General features: G+C 62.8%; 18 protein-coding genes. 6 read left to right on the top strand and 12 right to left on the bottom strand.

The features are described from left to right. Positions 1-47 precede the first annotated feature (47 nt). Positions 48-848, top strand: coding sequence for a Crp/Fnr family transcriptional regulator (locus ACX0MV_RS19785; RefSeq protein WP_458984205.1), 801 nt, complete (start codon positions 48-50; stop codon positions 846-848). A 250-nt stretch (positions 849-1098) separates the two neighbouring features. On the opposite strand, the gene ACX0MV_RS19780 is transcribed toward ACX0MV_RS19785, so the two are convergent. The 4 genes from ACX0MV_RS19780 to ACX0MV_RS19765 are packed head-to-tail and all read right to left on the bottom strand — an operon-like array spanning position 1099 to position 4256. Further along, positions 1099-1509: a ketosteroid isomerase-related protein gene (locus ACX0MV_RS19780; protein WP_458984204.1), complete on the bottom strand. Its 411-nt coding sequence runs from the start codon at positions 1507-1509 to the stop codon at positions 1099-1101. Between the two features lie 56 nt (positions 1510-1565). Further along, complete coding sequence (locus ACX0MV_RS19775; RefSeq protein ID WP_458984203.1) at positions 1566-2444, bottom strand: ChaN family lipoprotein; 879 nt, start codon at positions 2442-2444, stop codon at positions 1566-1568. A gap of 7 nt (positions 2445-2451) precedes the next feature. Beyond that, on the bottom strand, positions 2452-3219 hold the full coding sequence (locus ACX0MV_RS19770; protein ID WP_458984202.1) for a heme ABC transporter ATP-binding protein: 768 nt from the start codon (positions 3217-3219) through the stop codon (positions 2452-2454). Continuing rightward, positions 3219-4256 (bottom strand): FecCD family ABC transporter permease, encoded by a 1038-nt coding sequence (locus tag ACX0MV_RS19765; protein ID WP_458984201.1) that lies wholly within the window; start codon positions 4254-4256, stop codon positions 3219-3221. The genes ACX0MV_RS19770 and ACX0MV_RS19765 overlap by 1 nt, the downstream gene beginning before the upstream one ends. A 161-nt stretch (positions 4257-4417) precedes the next feature. Between ACX0MV_RS19765 and ACX0MV_RS19760 the strand changes: the two genes are divergently transcribed. Beyond that, complete coding sequence (locus ACX0MV_RS19760; protein ID WP_458984200.1) at positions 4418-4741, top strand: Rieske (2Fe-2S) protein; 324 nt, start codon at positions 4418-4420, stop codon at positions 4739-4741. A gap of 209 nt (positions 4742-4950) precedes the next feature. On the opposite strand, the gene sfsA is transcribed toward ACX0MV_RS19760, so the two are convergent. Next, positions 4951-5658, bottom strand: coding sequence for a DNA/RNA nuclease SfsA (gene sfsA / locus ACX0MV_RS19755; protein WP_458984199.1), 708 nt, complete (start codon positions 5656-5658; stop codon positions 4951-4953). Continuing rightward, positions 5648-6829: a pyridoxal phosphate-dependent aminotransferase gene (locus ACX0MV_RS19750; RefSeq protein WP_458984198.1), complete on the bottom strand. Its 1182-nt coding sequence runs from the start codon at positions 6827-6829 to the stop codon at positions 5648-5650. Before ACX0MV_RS19750 ends, sfsA begins: the two co-directional genes overlap by 11 nt. Before the next feature lie 203 nt (positions 6830-7032). Here ACX0MV_RS19750 and dksA point away from each other — a divergent pair, with 203 nt between their 5' ends. After that, entirely contained in the window at positions 7033-7485 is a 453-nt protein-coding gene (gene dksA / locus ACX0MV_RS19745) for an RNA polymerase-binding protein DksA (protein WP_458984197.1), read from the top strand. Between the two features lie 62 nt (positions 7486-7547). Next, positions 7548-8435: a tRNA glutamyl-Q(34) synthetase GluQRS gene (gene gluQRS / locus ACX0MV_RS19740; RefSeq protein WP_458984196.1), complete on the top strand. Its 888-nt coding sequence runs from the start codon at positions 7548-7550 to the stop codon at positions 8433-8435. A 21-nt stretch (positions 8436-8456) separates the two neighbouring features. Here the strand turns inward: gluQRS and ACX0MV_RS19735 are convergent, their stop codons facing one another. The 6 genes from ACX0MV_RS19735 to pgm form a co-directional block, all read right to left on the bottom strand. Beyond that, positions 8457-9545 (bottom strand): ABC transporter ATP-binding protein, encoded by a 1089-nt coding sequence (locus tag ACX0MV_RS19735; RefSeq protein WP_458984195.1) that lies wholly within the window; start codon positions 9543-9545, stop codon positions 8457-8459. After that, positions 9538-10212, bottom strand: coding sequence for a molybdate ABC transporter permease subunit (gene modB / locus ACX0MV_RS19730; RefSeq protein WP_458984194.1), 675 nt, complete (start codon positions 10210-10212; stop codon positions 9538-9540). Before modB ends, ACX0MV_RS19735 begins: the two co-directional genes overlap by 8 nt. A 9-nt stretch (positions 10213-10221) precedes the next feature. Continuing rightward, the gene (gene modA, locus ACX0MV_RS19725; RefSeq protein ID WP_458984230.1) at positions 10222-10980 is read right to left on the bottom strand and encodes a molybdate ABC transporter substrate-binding protein; all 759 of its coding nucleotides are present in this window, start codon (positions 10978-10980) and stop codon (positions 10222-10224) included. A gap of 113 nt (positions 10981-11093) precedes the next feature. Further along, complete coding sequence (locus ACX0MV_RS19720) at positions 11094-11456, bottom strand: winged helix-turn-helix domain-containing protein (protein WP_458984193.1); 363 nt, start codon at positions 11454-11456, stop codon at positions 11094-11096. A 184-nt stretch (positions 11457-11640) separates the two neighbouring features. Next, complete coding sequence (locus ACX0MV_RS19715; protein ID WP_458984192.1) at positions 11641-11799, bottom strand: DUF3309 family protein; 159 nt, start codon at positions 11797-11799, stop codon at positions 11641-11643. A 369-nt stretch (positions 11800-12168) separates the two neighbouring features. After that, positions 12169-13821 (bottom strand): phosphoglucomutase (alpha-D-glucose-1,6-bisphosphate-dependent), encoded by a 1653-nt coding sequence (gene pgm, locus ACX0MV_RS19710; protein WP_458984191.1) that lies wholly within the window; start codon positions 13819-13821, stop codon positions 12169-12171. A gap of 517 nt (positions 13822-14338) precedes the next feature. Here pgm and ACX0MV_RS19705 point away from each other — a divergent pair. Continuing rightward, entirely contained in the window at positions 14339-16441 is a 2103-nt protein-coding gene (locus ACX0MV_RS19705) for a putative bifunctional diguanylate cyclase/phosphodiesterase (protein WP_458984190.1), read from the top strand. 63 nt (positions 16442-16504) lie between these two features. Next, a complete protein-coding gene (locus ACX0MV_RS19700) occupies positions 16505-17038 on the top strand; it encodes a hypothetical protein (protein ID WP_458984189.1) in 534 nt (177 codons plus the stop codon). Positions 17039-17113 lie beyond the last annotated feature (75 nt).

The raw sequence follows: 17113 nt of genomic DNA, 5'->3' as shown, positions 1-17113 counted from the left end.
ACGTTCGTGCGCCTCAGCCAGCCAAGCCAGTTCAAGGAATTACGCTCATGTATCTACTCGGGGAGCAACCGGCCTACGCCGATCAGCTGATCAACCGACTGCAAAGCATCCCCACTCAGTTGCTCGATGGCCTGGCTCCCAATGGCTCACCGCTGCAACTTGAGCGCGTAGACGATCTGGCGGCGGTACTGCCCGGCAATCAGCTGTTCATTATTGAGAATGGTTTGCTGCATGCGCTGGTCGATGAACGCCCGTTGTTCTACCTGCAAGAAGGCGATCTGGTCGGACTACGTCAAGGCATCGAAATGCCCAGCTGCCGTCTCAGCAGCGAAGAGCCACTAAGCCTGATCCCCTACGCCCGCAGCGAAGTGTTCAAACACATCTACGGCGACGAGCACCGCCAGGAACTGTTCATCCAATACCTGATCGGCCATACGGCACTGTTGTCCGACGCCCTGGCGCGCCTCAAACAGCCGGAAATCCGCCCTTCTACCGGGTTCCAGCACTTTGCCGCCGGTGAAGAACTGATCCACCAGGGCGATCCCGCTGATAACGTGTTCATCATCATCGAAGGCCACGCCGAGGCCTACGTCGATGGGCACAAGGTTGGCGACGTGCAGAAAGACGAAATCTTCGGCGCCATGGCGGTGTTCACCCGGGAAAAACGCAGTGCAACCGTTCTGGCCAGCGAGCCTTGCACTGTGATGGTCATTCCCAAAGAGCAGTTCCTGAGCCTGATGCAAAGCAATCCGCGTATTGCGCACAGCCTGATCGAAAGCATGGCGCGGCGCATCGACTTGTTGAACAAGGAAGTCACGCAACTGCGTTTGCCAGCAGAAACCCTCTAACCATCAGGATGGTCAAAGCGAACCCGGCCATGCGCCGGGTTCACTGTCTCTAGCGCCTAGATTGGGCTTTGAAAAAAGTTTAGGTGCAACTGTTGACTTACAAATGATAATCGTTATTATTAGCAACAACTGGTCGCGAGATCAGTCGATAAGCTCAAGAGCCCTAGGTCGGACTCTTCAGGTTATCTCCTCATCAGGCTAATCACGGTTATTGACCCGGCTCTTGCCGGGTCTTTTTTTGCCTGATGGTTTAGTAGTCGTCGACCTGAGCCAGCCACTCGGGCAGGTTGAAGTGCTGGCTGACGCGGCAGATCAAGCCATCGCGTATCTCAAAGAAGGCGCCGGCGCTGAGCCGATAAGGCTGGCCACAGGCCTCAGGCAGTCCGTCTTCGGTAAGCAGGTATTCACCGGCCAAGGTGTACTCGCACGCGGCATGTCGTCCCTTCTGCTCCGCCATGATCACCAAGTCTTCTGCCATTTCCCGATAACTGCGCTGGCTACGCTCGAGGTAGGCGGCAAAAGCGGCACGCCCCTGTTCGCGCCCGCCCTGATTGACGTCAAGGATCACATCGTCACTGAGCAGGGCAAGACAGGCGCGGCTGTCGCGCTCGTTTAGTGCGTTGAAGTAGCGGTTTACCAGTTCCTGGGCAGCGGCAAGCATGCACATGTCCTCGATTAAAACGTCGAGAATACGCTGAGCAGCCGCCTGCGACGGGGCTAAGGTCGCAGTTTCGCGCAGTGGTCCTGCGCCGCGACGGCAGCTGTGTACCACACATAATCGGCCTGGCTGGCACTGACTGGCTGACCGACCTCCGCGAATATCAGCACCCGGTTCGTTGCTCGAGCGTCAGGATCATGCAGGTGCAGAGGTACCCCAAGGTCGCGACGCACATGGTAGGCGCCCGCAAGCAGCAGGCTGGGCTCTGGCGCCGCGAGCACGGCTTCGGCCATGCGTCGATCGCGCTGCAGCTGCACGGCGAGCATCGCCGGCAGCTGGTTCTCCGGCAGCAGGTCGCAATGGGCCAGACGGATCTGCTCCAGCAAGGTGTCACGGACGTACGCCGTTGCGACACTGCTGCTCGCCGCTGACGGGTGCTTGTATATCTGCACCACTTCCGCGCGCTCCAGATTGGCGGCCAGCAACGGATAAGGCTGATGCAGTGCATGGCTGACGATGGGACCGTACAGTGCCCAATCCCAACCTGTTTGCCATGCCAGGGCTTGTGGCAGGTCGTCGATCTGCTGGCCGGCAGCGATCTGCCGACGCACCTCATCCACCTTGATCTGCTGATCGGGCGTCAGCATTTCCAGGAGTAGGCTGCCCTGCTCCCTCTGCACCGCCAGCGCCTCTAACAGCCAGAGTTGCAGGGCGTGGTGGTCGGGGTTGTCATGCCGCTCGCCGATCAGCACGCGTGGCGCGACCGCGAGGGATTCGAGAAGTTGCTGCGCCGTCAAGTGCCTGCCGCTGCGCAAATCGACGATCAGGCCCAGGTCCGGATGTTCCAGCCCTTCCGGACTTTGCCACTCGGGCAGCGGCGGCAACGCAGTCTGACAACCCGCGAGAACCAGCAGCACAAGCAACGAAGCAATACGCATGACGACCTCAGCGCGCGATGATCAATGGGTGGTCGCGCTCGGGATGGCGCTGTACCAGCACGTCCAGACCAAATACCTGGCGCAACAGTTCGCGACGCAACACCTCTTCCGGGCTGCCCAGCGCCTGCGGGCGGCCCTGATCAAGCAGCAGCAGGCGGTCGCAGTAACGGGCGGCCAGGTTCAGGTCATGCAGGATTACCAGCACCGCGACGCCGCCCTCGGCAAACTTGCGGATGGCCTGCAAGGTGGTGTGCTGATGCAAGGGATCGAGCATTGAGGTCGGCTCGTCCAGCAACAGAACCTGACCCTCGGCGCCTGGCCAGAGCTGCGCCAATACGCGTGCCAGGTGCACTCGCTGGCGTTCGCCGCCAGACAGCGCCAGGTAATTGCGGCCAGCCAGGTGTCGAGCGTCCGCCGCTGTCAGCGCGTCCTGCACGATGAGCGCATCGCATTGCTGGCCGCTGGCATGCGGCAACCGCCCCAATGCCACGACCTCTTCGACACGAAAGGCGAAATTCAGCGTCGAACTCTGCGGCAGCACCGCCAGCTGTCGTGCCCGCGCCGTCCCCGGCCAGTCAGCCAGGCGGCGCTGCTGGAAATACACCAGCCCGTGAGCCGGTGTCAGCTCGCCGCACAACGCGCCGAGCAAGGTGCTCTTACCCGCGCCATTCGGCCCCAGCACGCCGAGAACCTCGCCGGCATTCAACACCAGGTCGACATCGGCCAACACGGTGCAAGGGCCACGTTTGACCGCCAGTTGTTGCGCTCGCAGCATCAGGCGCGCCCCCGCAGCAGCAGATAGAGGAAGAATGGCGCGCCGATCAGCGCGGTGACAATGCCAATTGGCAGCTCGGCGGGTGCCAGCAGCAATCGTGCAAGCAGATCGGCGAACAACAGCAGACTGGCGCCGGCCAGCGCCGACGCTGGCAACAGCACGCGGTGATCCGGCCCGACCAGCAGGCGCATCAGGTGCGGCACCACCAGGCCGATAAAACCGATCATCCCTGCGGCAGCGACCGCGGCGCCCACTCCCAGGGCCGTGCAGAACACCAGTTCGCGCTTGATGCGTTCGACCGCAAACCCGAGATGACGAGCCTCCGACTCGCCAAGCAGCAGCGCATTCAGCGCCCTGGCTCGGCGCGGCAGCCAGAGCGCAACCGCCACCGTCACCAGCAGCAGCGGCCAGAGGCGCGCGTAACTGGCACCGTTGAGGCTACCCAGGTTCCAGAAGGTCAGCGTGCGCAGCGTCGTGTCATCGGCCAGATAGCTGAACAGGCCAATCGCGGCGCCCGCCAGCGCGGTCAGGGCGATGCCGGCCAGCAGCATGGTCGCGACACTGGTTTCCCCCTGTCTGCGGCCCAGGCGATAAACCAGCGCGGTCACCCCAAGGCCGCCGATAAACGCACACAGCGACAGCAGATAAGGCGCCACAGCCTCGGGCAGTCCGCCCAACGCGGCGCCGCCGACGATCGCCACGGCAGCGCCAAGCGCCGCACCGCTGGACACGCCGACCAGACCGGGATCGGCGAGCGGGTTGCGAAACAGGCCCTGCATTGCCACGCCGCACAGGGCCAGCACCACACCCACCGCAAGCCCCAGCAGGGTGCGCGGCAGACGAATCTGCCCGAGTATCAGTTCTGCCTGCTGCACATCGTCAGCGCCCACGGGCAGCCCGAACAAGCGCAACGCCGCCTTTAGCGTGTCGGCCAGCGGCAGGCTGACCGGACCGAGGGCCAAGGACAGCCAGAGCGCAAGCGCGAGCAGCACGCTCAGGGCGAGAAACAGTGAGCGCGGGGCGATAACGGGATTCATGGCGTGGCAGGAGTTTCGCTGAGCAAGTTGGCTGGCAGGATAAGAGCCAACCGGCCAGGCCGCCAGTCAATCCAGCGTCGCGCTCGGCAATCGCCGTATATGCACGGGGCTTGGCAAGCCAAGCCAGTCCGGGATAATGCGCGCCTGCCGTGGAGGTAACGATGAAGCGTTTATGTGCACCGGATGAATTGGCCGAAGGCCAGAGCCGCGGCTTCGTCATGGGCGACGAAAAGCTGTTCGCCGTGCGCAAGGACGGCCAAGTATACGTGTACCGCAACCGCTGCCCGCACCGCGGCATCTCCCTCGAATGGCTGCCGGACCAGTTTCTCGACGCCAGCGCCAGCCTGATCCAGTGTTCGACCCATGGCGCGCTGTTTCTGATCGACAGCGGGGAATGCGTCGCCGGCCCCTGCGCCGGGCAATCGCTCGAAGCGTTGAGCTGCATGGAAAACAGCGAGGGGATCTGGGTCGAACTCGCTTCGTAGCCAGGATGAATTCCGGGAATATGCAGCCAGCCATTCCCGATAGCCCTCGCCACCCCATTCGCTGTCGCGCAGGGGGAATGCACCCGGGTTACCAGAGCTATGTAGGCTGGATCGAGGCGCGTTGCTGACGCTTTTTTCATCCACCGTCGCGATTTGGTGGATGGATGAAGCGTCATCCACCCTACAGCGGCTTCGGTCTCTGGATTGGCTTACAAATGCACCGCGAGCCGACGCACCAGTTGAATCCCCTGCGGGCTGATCTCGGCGCCATACACCAGCACCTCGACCCCCGCCTCGACCGCGTCGCGCAGCGCGGCGGCATAGGCCGGATCGATTTCTTCGGCAGGACGTACCGCATCGACGTCCGTCAGGTTGACGCAGTAAAGCTGCACCGCGCGGACGCCGGCGCGGGCTAGCGCGGAAAGCTCGCGCAAATGTTTGGCGCCGCGGTCGGTGCGGGCATCGGGAAAGGCGGCGACATGGCTGTCGGCAAAGCCCAGGGTCACGCTTTTCACTTCAACGAATGCAGTTCCGCTTGGATATTCCAGGCAGAAGTCCACCCGGCTGCGCTCCTGACCATAGGGCACCTCCCGTTTCAGCGCCGTAAAGCCGGCCAGCTCGCTGATCACACCGGCCCGTAGCGCTTCTTCGACCAGGCTGTTGGCCCGCGCGGTATTGATTACGGCAAGCCGGCCATGGGGCGTTTCGCCGATTTCCCAGGTGCCCGGCAGCTTGCGCTTGGGGTCGCTGGAGCGGCTGAACCAGACCCGCGCGCCCTCGCTCATGCAGTTGAGCATCGAGCCGGTGTTGGGGCAGTGGATGGTCAGCAGCTCGCCGCTGGCGGTTTGGATATCGGCGAGAAAGCGCTTGTAGCGCCGCAGCAGCCGCCCCTGTTCCAGCGCGGGTTCAAAGCGCATCGGGCCGCCAGCTCTTCAGGCCACGCTGGATGCGATCGACTGCCTGTTGCAGGCGCGGCAGATCCTGGGTGTAGGCGAAGCGCACATGCTGACTGGCCAGGTGCCGGCCGAAATCCAGCCCCGGCGTAAAAGCCACGTGTTCGGTTTCCAGAAAGTGCTGGCAGAAGGCAAAGGCATCGCCGCCAAACGCACTGATATCCGCATATAGATAGAAGGCTCCCTGCGGCTCCACTGCAATCTTGAAACCCAGTTCGCGCAACGCTGGCAGCAGGAAATCACGGCGCCGGGCGAATTCGTGGCGGCGCTGCTCAAGGATTTCCAGGGTCTGCGGCTGGAAGCAGGCAAGCGCTGCGTGCTGGGCCATGCTCGGCGCACTGATGTAGAGGTTCTGCGCCAGCTTTTCGAGGTCCGCGACCGCTGCCTGCGGCGCCACCAGCCAGCCCAACCGCCAGCCGGTCATGCCGAAGTATTTGGAGAAGCTGTTGAGAACAAAGGCGTCGTCATCCACCTCCAGTACGCTGGCAGCGTCCACGCCATAGGTCAGCCCGTGATAGATCTCGTCGACCACCAAGTGGCCACCGCGGGCTTTCAGCGCCTGCGACAGCTCGGCCAGTTCCTCGCGCGCGAGCAGGGTTCCGGTCGGATTGGCGGGCGAAGCAACCAGCGCACCGACACTGTCCTGATCCCAATACCGCGCGACCAGATCCGCAGTGAGTTGGTAGCGTACTTCCGGCCCGACCGGTACGAGTTGCGCCGCACCTTCGACCAGGCGCAGGAAGTGCCGGTTGCACGGGTAACCCGGGTCTGCCAGCAGCCAGTGCTTGCCCGGGTCGACCAGCAAGCTGGCCGCCAACAACAAGGCGCCCGACCCGCCGGGGGTTACCAGTATCCGCTCAGGGTCTATGCTCACCCCGTAGCGTTGCGCGTAGAAGCCGGCGATCGCTTCACGCAATGCCGGCAATCCACGGGCGGCGGTGTAGCGCGTATGCCCATCGGCCAGCGCGGCTTGACCGGCTGCCACGATGGGCGCAGCGGTGGTGAAATCCGGCTCGCCGATTTCCAGATGGATCACATCAAAGCCAGCCGCCTGCAATTGGTTGGCACGTGCCAGCAGCGCCATCACGTGAAAGGGTTCGATGGCGCGGCTGCGCGCACTGTAGGACTGGGCCATGGACCTGCCTTGCAAGAAATAAAGGGCGGATTCTAACCAACCGCTCGGCCAAACGGCAGCAACCTCGACAACCGGGAGTGGCGCAGCTTGAGTTGTTCTGGTAAGTTCGCCCGCTTGCAGCCGCAGGGCCAGTTCTACTCGACGTAGGATCGGCAAGGGACACCGTCCTGCGCAGGATTAGAGAGAGTGAGAGGCGGTCATCCATGCCCACCAAAGCAAAAGCAAAAGTTACCAAAAGCAGCCAGCTGACTCGTGGCTTCGAACCCTATAAAGAAACCAAGGGTGAGGAGTATATGGGTGAGCCGATGCGCGCCCACTTCACCGGCATCCTTAACAAATGGAAACTGGAGTTGATGCAGGAAGTCGACCGTACTGTGCACCACATGCAGGACGAAGCGGCCAACTTCCCCGATCCAGCGGACCGCGCCAGCCAGGAAGAAGAATTCAGCCTGGAACTGCGTGCCCGTGATCGCGAGCGCAAGCTGATCAAGAAGATCGACGAGACCCTGCAGCTGATCGAAGACAACGATTATGGCTGGTGCGACTCCTGCGGCGTCGAGATCGGCATCCGCCGACTGGAAGCCCGCCCCACCGCGACCTTGTGCATCGATTGCAAGACGCTGGCGGAGATCAAGGAAAAGCAGATCGGTTCCTGATCTGACCCAAGGGGTGCTTCGGCACCCCTTGTTGTTTCTGTCCCCTGGCCTTAGTTCGCCCCATGAACACGCCCACCTATATCGGTCGCTTCGCCCCCACCCCTAGCGGTTACCTGCACTTCGGCTCGCTGGTCGCTGCGCTGGCGTCCTACCTGGACGCGCGTGCGGTGGGCGGACGCTGGCTGCTGCGCATGGAAGACCTCGACCCGCCACGGGAAGTCGCAGGTGCGCAGGATGCGATTCTCGCCACCCTGGAAAGCTACGGGCTGTACTGGGATGGCGAGCTCACGCGGCAGAGCCAGCGGCATGGCGAATACGCGGCGCTGGTCGAGCGTTTGTTCAGCCAGGGGCTCGCCTACGCCTGCACCTGCTCGCGCAAACAACTCGAAGGCTGCAACGGAATCTACCCTGGCAGCTGCCGCAACGCCGGCCATGCCAGGGAGAACGCGGCCATCCGGGTGCGGGTTCCGCAGTTGCACTACCGCTTCACCGACCGCGTGCAGGGCGAGTACGGCCAGCACCTGGGCCGCGACGTTGGCGATTTCGTGATTCAGCGCCGCGATGGCTTCTATGCCTATCAGCTCGCCGTGGTCCTCGACGACGCCTGGCAGGGCGTTACCGATGTGGTGCGCGGCGCCGATCTGCTCGACTCTACGCCACGGCAGCTGTACCTGCAGGAACTGCTCGGCCTGCCGCAGCCGCGCTACCTGCATGTCCCTCTGATCATTCAGCCGGATGGGCACAAGCTCGGCAAATCCTACCGCTCGCCGCCCCTGCCGGCCGACCAGGCCACGCCGCTGCTGATCCGCGCCTTGAACGCCCTGGGTCAGGCGTTGCCTGATCAGGCCCGTTACGGCGAACCGGCGGAACTGCTGCGCTGGGCCGCGCAGCATTGGGACGCCGCGCGCATCCCGCGCACCCTGACGCTGGCCGAAACCGCACTGCGCTAGTTGCTGGCTCGGACCTCAGCGTCAGGGGGCCGGCATCATATGAATGGTCTCACCGCGCAGCCGTACCTCGATCACCTGCCCCGCTGCCAACCCGTAACGCTGCGCTACATGGCGTGGCACATTCATGGTCAGTCGCTGATCGCCAGTGACGAGCGTCAGCCGATAAAGCTCGCCGAGCGAAAGCAGGCGTTCGATGCGCACTGTCACCCGATTGTCCAGCGGCGTGCCGGGGCGCTCGTTCAGCGGCACCAGCAACACCCCGGAAGTGGGCATCGCCCAGCTCACCGGCTGACCCACCGGCAAATCCGGCTGCGCACGCGCTTTCAACACATGACCGGCCCAGTGCAGCAGGCTGTGATCGCCCCCATGCCCCGCCACCGTTCCGCTGAACAGGTTGCGCATACCCAGCAGACGAGCGATCTCGGCGCTGGCCGGCGCCTGCATCAGGCGGTCCGGTGAGTCGACCTGCAGCGTTCGCCCCGCAGACACCACGCAGATGCGATCAGCCAACAGGGTCGCTTCGTCAAGGTCATGGGTGACCAGGATCACCGGCATGCGCAGCTCCTCGCGCAACTCCGCCAGCTCGCCGTACAAGGCCTCGCGGGTGGCTCGGTCCACCGCCGAAAAGGGTTCATCCAGCAGCAACACCTTGGGCTCGCGGGCCAGCGCTCTGGCCAGGGCGACACGCTGCTGCTGGCCGCCAGACAGCTGATGCGGCAGACGCTCGCCCAAACCCGGCAGATGCACACGCTGCAACCAGGACGACGCCCGCTCGTTGCGCTGCGCAGGCGGGTAGTCGAGCAAGGCTTCGGCGATATTGCCCTGGGCACTGAGGTGAGGAAACAGCGCGAAATGCTGGAACACCATGCCGACCCGCCGATGCCGAGTCGGCATGGCCAGGCGGCGCTGGCTGTCGAACCAGACCTCGCCATCGCAGCCAATGTGCCCTTCAGCGGGCTGATACAGCCCGGCAATGCTGCGCAGCAGCGTCGACTTGCCGCTCCCCGACGGCCCGACCAGCGCCAGCACCTCGCCGGGCGCGCAGCTGATGTGCGCATCCAGCGGGATCGGCCCGCTTTGCCTCACCACCAGTTGCAGACCCTCAGCCATGGCGATGCCTGCTGGCCAGGCGCGACGTGGCGAAATACGACAGGCCGATCGCACACAGCGAAATCAGCAGCAGGACTGCCGACATTACCCCCGCCGCCTGATCATCGAACGCCTGCACCCGGTCGTAGATGGCGATGGCAATGGTGCGGGTTTCCCCAGGGATGCTGCCGCCCACCATCAGCACCACGCCGAACTCGCCCAGGGTATGGGCGAACGTCAGCACCAGCGCGGAAACGATGCCCGGCCACGCCAGCGGTAGTTCGATCCGCTGCAGCACCTGCCAAGGCGACAGACCGCAGCAGCGCGCCGCCTCGCGTACATCCCGCGGAATCGCTTCGAAGGCGCGCTGCATGGGCTGGATCGCGAACGGCAGATTGAACAGCACCGACGCCACCAGCAAGCCGACGAACGAGAAGGTCAGCTGCGCGCCAAACAGCGCGTGATACGCCCGGCCGATTGGCGAGTCGGCACCCATCGCCACCAGCAGATAGAAGCCCAGCACCGTCGGTGGCAGCACCAGCGGCAGCGCCAGTAACGCCTCGACCAGGCTCTTGCCGCGAAACTGGCGCCAGGCCAGGGTGCGCCCTACCCCGATACCCACCGGTAGCAGAATCAGCATCGTGCACAGGGCCAGTTCAAGCGACAGCAGCAGCGCGGGCCAATCCATAGCGATTCCTCAGCGCGCGTCGGGCAAGGCAAAACCGTGGCGCTGCAGAACACTGCGCGCGGCCGGCTGTTGCAGGTATTGGTAGAACGCCTGGCTGGTCGAATTGGCGCCCTTGAGCAGAACCATGCGCTGCTGCAGCGGCTGATGCCAGCTGGCCGGGATCAGCGCCCATTGGCCGCGCTTGTCCACATTCGGCGCCAGCGCCAGCGAGTGGGCGATGATGCCGCCCTGGGCATTGCCGGACGTGGCGAACTGCGCCGCCTGTGCGATGTTCTCGCCCAGCACCAGCTTGCCCTGCAGTTGCTCCCACACGCCAGCGTGGCGCAGCGCCTGCTCAGCCAGACGACCGTAGGGCGCGTGCTCTGGGCTGGCGATGGCGAACTTGTTGATGCGCCCCGCCGCCAGCGCCGCTTTCAGGCCCTTGAGCTCGCTGTCGACCGTCAGCGGCGAACCCTTGGGCGCCATCAGCACGATACGGCCCACGGCATAGAGCGCCCCCGCATCGAGCGTTCTGCCCGCGGCTACCAGTTGCTCCACGTATTGTTCATCGGCGGAAAGAAACAACTCGAATGGCGCCCCTTCGCTGATCTGCCGATAGAAGTTGCCGGACGAGCCGAACACCAGCTTTACCGTGTCACCGGTCTCGCCCGCAAAGCCCGCGGCGATTTCTTCCAAGGCGAATTGCATATTGGCGGCAGCGGCGACTGTGGTGCTCTCCCCCAGCGCGCATGCCGGAACAAGCCAGGCGGCAACTAGACAGGCGAGCAGATTGCGTAGGTGGTTTCGCGTGCGCGTCATCGCGGGTGCTCGGCAGATGATTGAATTGCGCTATATCCTTCCATATACAGCGAAAATCCGTCCAGCGAATTCGCTCGCTGCGCCTATGGCTCCTCGGAAGCCGGTTCGGCCAACAGACCAATCAGTTCATCCAGCCCAGGCTGCACGGCCGCCAATGCCTGGGCGCCAAGCAGCCGATACTGCTGCAGCACCTGCTCGCCAACCGCCGTCAGCTGCGTGCCGCCGCCATGCTTGCCGCCTGCCAGGGTAGTGACCAGCGGCTGGCGAAAACTGCGATTCATGGTTTCCACCAGCAACCAGGCGCGCCGGTAGGACATCCCTAGCGTGCGCGCAGCTGCACTGATCGAGCCCTGCTGGCGGATGGCCTCGAGCAAATCGGCCTTGCCCGGGCCAATGGCAATATCGGCACCGTTATACAGGCGAATTTTCAGATCGAATCGATGCATGACGGGGCAACTGCAAAGGGAAGAGTTGCGCAGACTAAACCCTGGGACAGGTCGTGGCATAGCTGGAGGAAGTATGGAACTGCTGCTATCAAGACGAGGGAAGCATGAACCGATGCCGGCATGGATTCGGTTGCTCAGGCCAAGCACCCGACTGGCCTTGGCCTGAGCGAGGGCAGACGACCCGCTAGATTCGCCCCATCAGCAGCAGCACGATCACAATGACCAGTACTACGCCCAACCCACCAGTAGGCCCGTAACCCCAGCTTCTGCTATGCGGCCATGCCGGAATGGCACCTACCAGCAGCAGGATCAGAACGATCAGCAGTATGGTTCCTAAGCTCATGTGTATCTCCTCAGTGAGTAGCTTCAGCTTGCTGCGAAGACCTTGGGAAAACGGCCCATGTTCGCGGCTAGCAGGCGACCGGTTCGACACATCCTTGCGGACCTGTCACACCGGAGGTTCGCGGCCGAATAGCCTCCAGATAGCCAAGTAGCACCTGGTACCACCCCGCTCAACTTGCAGCCGGCCAGCCAGACTGTTCGAGGCCTGGCTCATCGGTGCGCTGTCGAACACTTGGGCTGATCAGCGATTTTCCGCGGATCAACCGAGGCGGTAGCGACACTAGGTTCGAGTAGCCACTGCGAGAAAAAGTGCCCGCTTTCGCTTGGCGTGATCTAACGGTGAGCGGGCAGCCCCGCTACTCGCATCGGCTCAGTCGGTGCCCAGCGCGGCGTCAACGATCTGCTGCGCCTCGCCGAGAATCCGCTGCAGGTGCGCCTCGTCGCGATAGCTTTCGGCGTAAATCTTGTAAATGTCCTCGGTACCTGAAGGGCGTGCGGCAAACCAGCCGCCGGCGCTGACCACCTTGATGCCGCCAATAGCGGCGCCGTTGCCCGGCGCCTTGTCGAATACCTGAAGGATCGCATCGCCCGCCAACTCGCTGCTGTTCACCTGCGCAGGCGAGAGTTTTCCCAGGGCCTTCTTCTGCGCAGCATTGGCCGGCGCGTCGACCCGGTCAGCGAATATCGCGCCAAACTCATCGACCAGGCCGCGGTACGACTCGCCAGGATCGCGGCCTCGGCTGGCGGTCATCTCTGCCGCCAGCAACGCCAGCACGATACCGTCCTTATCAGTGGTCCACACGCGGCCATCGCGGCGCAGGCAGGTCGCGCCGGCGCTTTCCTCACCGACGAAACCGAGCGAGCCATCGAAGAGCCCGTCGACGAACCATTTGAATCCAACCGGCACCTCCACCAGGCGCCGGCCGAGGCGTGCGCTGACCCGGTCGATCATCGAACTGCTGACCAGGGTCTTGCCAATCGCCGTCTGCGCGCCCCAGTGAGGACGCTGCTGAAACAGGTAATCGACGGCGACGCTAAGAAAGTGATTGGCCGGCAACAGGCCGACACTCGGCGCGACTATGCCGTGGCGGTCGTAATCGGTGTCGCAGGCAAAGGCGATGTCGTAGCCGTCCTTGAGCCCGATCAGGCGCTGCATGGCATCGCGCGAAGACGGGTCCATGCGGATCTTGCCGTCCCAGTCCAGCGACATGAAAGCGAACTGCGGGTCGATTGCCTCGCTGACCACACTCAGGTCGATGGCATAACACTCGGCGATGCGCGCCCAGTAATGCACACCCGCGCCGCCCAACGGATCGACGCCCAGGCGCAGGCCGGCCCCGCGAATCAGCTCGAAATCGATCACGCTCCCCAGGTCGGCGACGTAATGGCCGAGGTAATCATGTTCATGGGTGGTCGCTGCCCGGCGCGCCTCATCCAGCGGCATGCGCTTTACATCCTTGAGGCGACCTTCGAGCAGCTGGTTGGCACGGTTCTGCACCCAGCCGGTGATATCGGTATCGGCCGGCCCGCCGTTGATTGCGTTGTACTTGAAGCCGCCGCTGTCCGGCGGGTTATGCGACGGCGTGATGACGATGCCATCGGCCAGACCGCGGCTACGGCCCTGGTTGTACGTCAGGATGGCATGGGAAATCGCAGGCGTCGGCGTGAACTCGCCGTCCTTCGACAACATCGTCTGTACGCCATTGGCCGCCAGCACCTGCAGCGCTGTCTCGAGGGCCGGCTGCGACAGTGCGTGGGTGTCCGCACCGATGAACAGCGGCCCGTCGATCGACTGGCTCAGGCGGTAATCGCAGATCGCCTGGCTGATGGCCAACACGTGCCACTCGTTGAAACTGCCCGCCAGCGACGTGCCGCGATGCCCGGACGTGCCGAATGCGACCCGCTGCGCAGCGCTGCTTGGATCTGGCTGCACATCGAAGTAAGCGGCGAGCAGTTGCGCGATGTTGGTCAACATAGAAGCAGGTGCCGGCTTGCCGGCAAGTGGGTGGATACGCGAACTCAAGAAGAAACTCCTGTCAGGGACATTGCGCCGCAAGGCGGTGGCTAAACGCTCGGCGCGCAAGCATAGCGCCACGGCTATTGAAACGTTGACTCCATTAACACCGCACAAGTGCAGGGAATCGCAGGCCGCGCCATGCTCCGATGCAGCCTTGGACTGGACAGCAACAACGCTCATAAATACGCGAAAATCCGGCTTTTTGCTGCGATCAGGTGCTCTGCAAGGGCGTTTCGTGTGGCAACGTACGAAAGGTGGAACCGTGGCCGACGGAGTTCTGTCGAACCTGTAGCAAGTCCACCAATAAGCCGTACCTTTATGGTCGCTGTCGCTACGACTGCGGCCATTTGTGCAAGCACAAGCCAGATGCCGCGCCTTTAGCGACGACGCTGAATATTGCCTCTTCAGCCTGCATGCCGGGACCTTGTTCCGGATATTTGCTTCACGGATAGAAGGAGCAGGCCGCACTTTCGCCTGTGGATCGTTTCTTGTTCATACAGTTGCAGAAAGGAGTGATGGCAAGATGACCAATCGAGTGCTGATCATCACGGGGGACGCCCACGATGCCACGACATTACGTTCGGTCCTTGCGCGTGCGCAGGACGGGCCGTTCGAGGTCGAGTCAGCGGGCAGCCTGGCAGACGCGCTGGCTCGCCTGAGTGCGCAGGATCAGGAATCGGTGGATGCGATCATGGTTGACCTGGCGCTCCCCGACAGCCAGGGACTGGACACCTTCGATGCCTTGTTCGCCCTGACGCCACATACACCGATCATGACCCTCAGCGAAATCGAAGATGAACAGCAGACCTGGGAAGCGATCCAGCGCGGGGCCCAAGGCTGTCTGTCCAAAGGGCATTTCAGCAGTTACCTGGTGCCGCAGTCGCTGCGCAACATCATCCAGCGCAAGGCGGTGGAAGAAGCCTTATTCATTGAGAAAGGCCGTGCCGAAATCACGCTCAACTCGATCAGCGACGCGGTGATCAGCACCGATCTGGCCGGTAACGTTGATTATCTCAATCTGGCTGCGGAACAAATGACCGGCTGGCCCCGCGACGAGGCCTTGGGCAAGCCCATTGAAGACGTCATGCGCTTGATCAACGGCGAAACCCGCGAGCCCGTCGCAAACCCCGTACGACGGGTGCTTCGCGACGACGAACCCAAAATGCTGACACCTGGCACTATTTTGATCAGACGCAATGGCAGCGAGGCCGCGATCGAGGATTCCGCTGCGCCTATCCATGACTGGGCGGATCGCACCAAAGGTGCAGTCATGGTCTTTCACGACATGACCGCCGCCCATGAAATCACTCGAAAAATGGCTCATTTGGCCCAGCATGACGCGCTGACCAACCTGCCCAATCGTGCCCTGCTGAACGATCGGATTGCCCAGGCTATTTCCCTGGCCGAGCGGAGCGGGACGCAATTGGCGCTGTTATTTCTCGACCTCGATAACTTCAAGCGCATCAACGACTCGCTTGGCCACGGGGTGGGCGACGAGTTATTGCAATCTGTGGCCACGCGTATTACCGGGTCCGTACGGAGCTCGGATACTGTCAGTCGCCTGGGAGGCGATGAATTCGTCGTACTGCTTGGCGAAAATAATTCGGCTGAAGATGCCGCACGCACCGCGGACAAGATTCTTACCGCCCTGGCGAATCCGCACACGGTCAGCGAGCACGAGCTACACGTGACCTCCAGCATTGGTATCAGCACCTATCCGGCCGACGCAAAGAACGCAGAGGCGCTAATCAAAAATGCAGATACGGCGATGTATCAGGCCAAGGAAGAAGGCCGCAACAACTACCAGTTTTTCAAACGCGAGATGAATGTCCGCGCTGTCGAACGGCAGATGATCGAAGCGCACCTGCGCAATGCCCTGTCACGCGACGAATTCACCCTGTATTACCAGCCAAAGATCAACCTGAATACGGGCGAAATCAGCGGCGCCGAAGCCTTGATCCGCTGGATTCATCCGGAATGGGGCGTGGTCCTGCCGGACCGCTTCGTGCCGGTCGCCGAATCCTGTGGGCTGATCATCCCGATCGGGCGGTGGGTCCTGCAGCAGGCATGCACGCAAGCCAAGCACTGGGAAGCTGGCGGTTATAGCCTGGCATCGATTGCCGTGAATATTTCCGCCCTGGAATTTCGTCGCAAGGATTTCGTCGCCAGCGTCACCGCAGCGCTTGAAGCCAGTGGCCTGCCAGCCGAGCGCCTGCAACTGGAGATTACCGAAAGTGTGCTGATGCGCGACGCGCCCGCCAGCGCGGCGATTCTGCAGCAGCTCAAGGATCTCGGCGTGCAGCTGGCGGTGGATGATTTTGGTACTGGCTATTCCAGCCTCAGCTATCTCAATCAGTTCCCCATCGACGTGCTCAAGATCGACCGCTCCTTCGTTCATGACATCGGCTCCAACGAGGGCATCATCGTCAGCGCGGTGATCGCCATGGGCAACAGCCTGATGCAGCGAGTGGTCGCCGAAGGCGTCGAGGAAACCGCCCAGCTCGAATTCCTGCAAGCGCACCATTGCGAAGAGGGCCAGGGCTTTCTGTTCAGCCACGCTGTCGACGTCGAGCAGTTTACCCAGTTGCTCGACACCGGCATCCAGCCCCGGCCATTGCCAGCATGACGGGCGCCGCCGTGCGGCAAATCCAGCTATGCTTGGCGACCTTTTTCGCCAGGACACACCGCCATGAAAGCCCAGCTTGAAGAACTGATCGGCCGCATAAGCTCGGGCTGCATGACCGCAGACGAGATCGCCCGTATCGCCGATGAGGCCGCCCAGGCCTATGCCGACCCACAGGCATTTCTCGCGGCCAATCCGGATATCAATTACGACGACAGCTTTCCCATTCCGCTCGGCGAATGGATCGTGGTCGGCAGCCTGCCGGACACCGTGCTGTTCCAGGCCGACAGCTACGACCAGCTGTTCCAGCAGATCGTCGAGTCTTTCGGGCCCCAGGTGAGTTTCGTGCTCAAGGCCAAGCAGTTGTTCAAGGTCGAACCGCTGAAGGCGCTGAACCGAATCCAGGTGCAGCTCGCCAGCCTGTCGCCAGAGACCCAGGGCTATGTACTGGTGGACTTCAGCGAGCCGCTGGACGATGCGCTGCAGGCGGTGCTGGTCTATACGAACGACCTGCCGCGGGTAATGGCGCTGGCGGTGGAAGTCGGCATCTATGCCGCCCCGGCCTATGACACGCTGAAAGCGGCCCAGGCCAGCGAATAAGCGACGCTCAACGCCCTCACCGTCTGCACAAGCCTTGCGAAACCCTAGGGCGGACATGTTGCAAGGTTCGGCCGT

The organism is Pseudomonas cistanchae, from assembly GCF_054483635.1.
The sequence above is the reverse complement of the archived record's forward strand: the minus strand, read 5'-3'. Positions and strand labels throughout refer to the sequence as shown.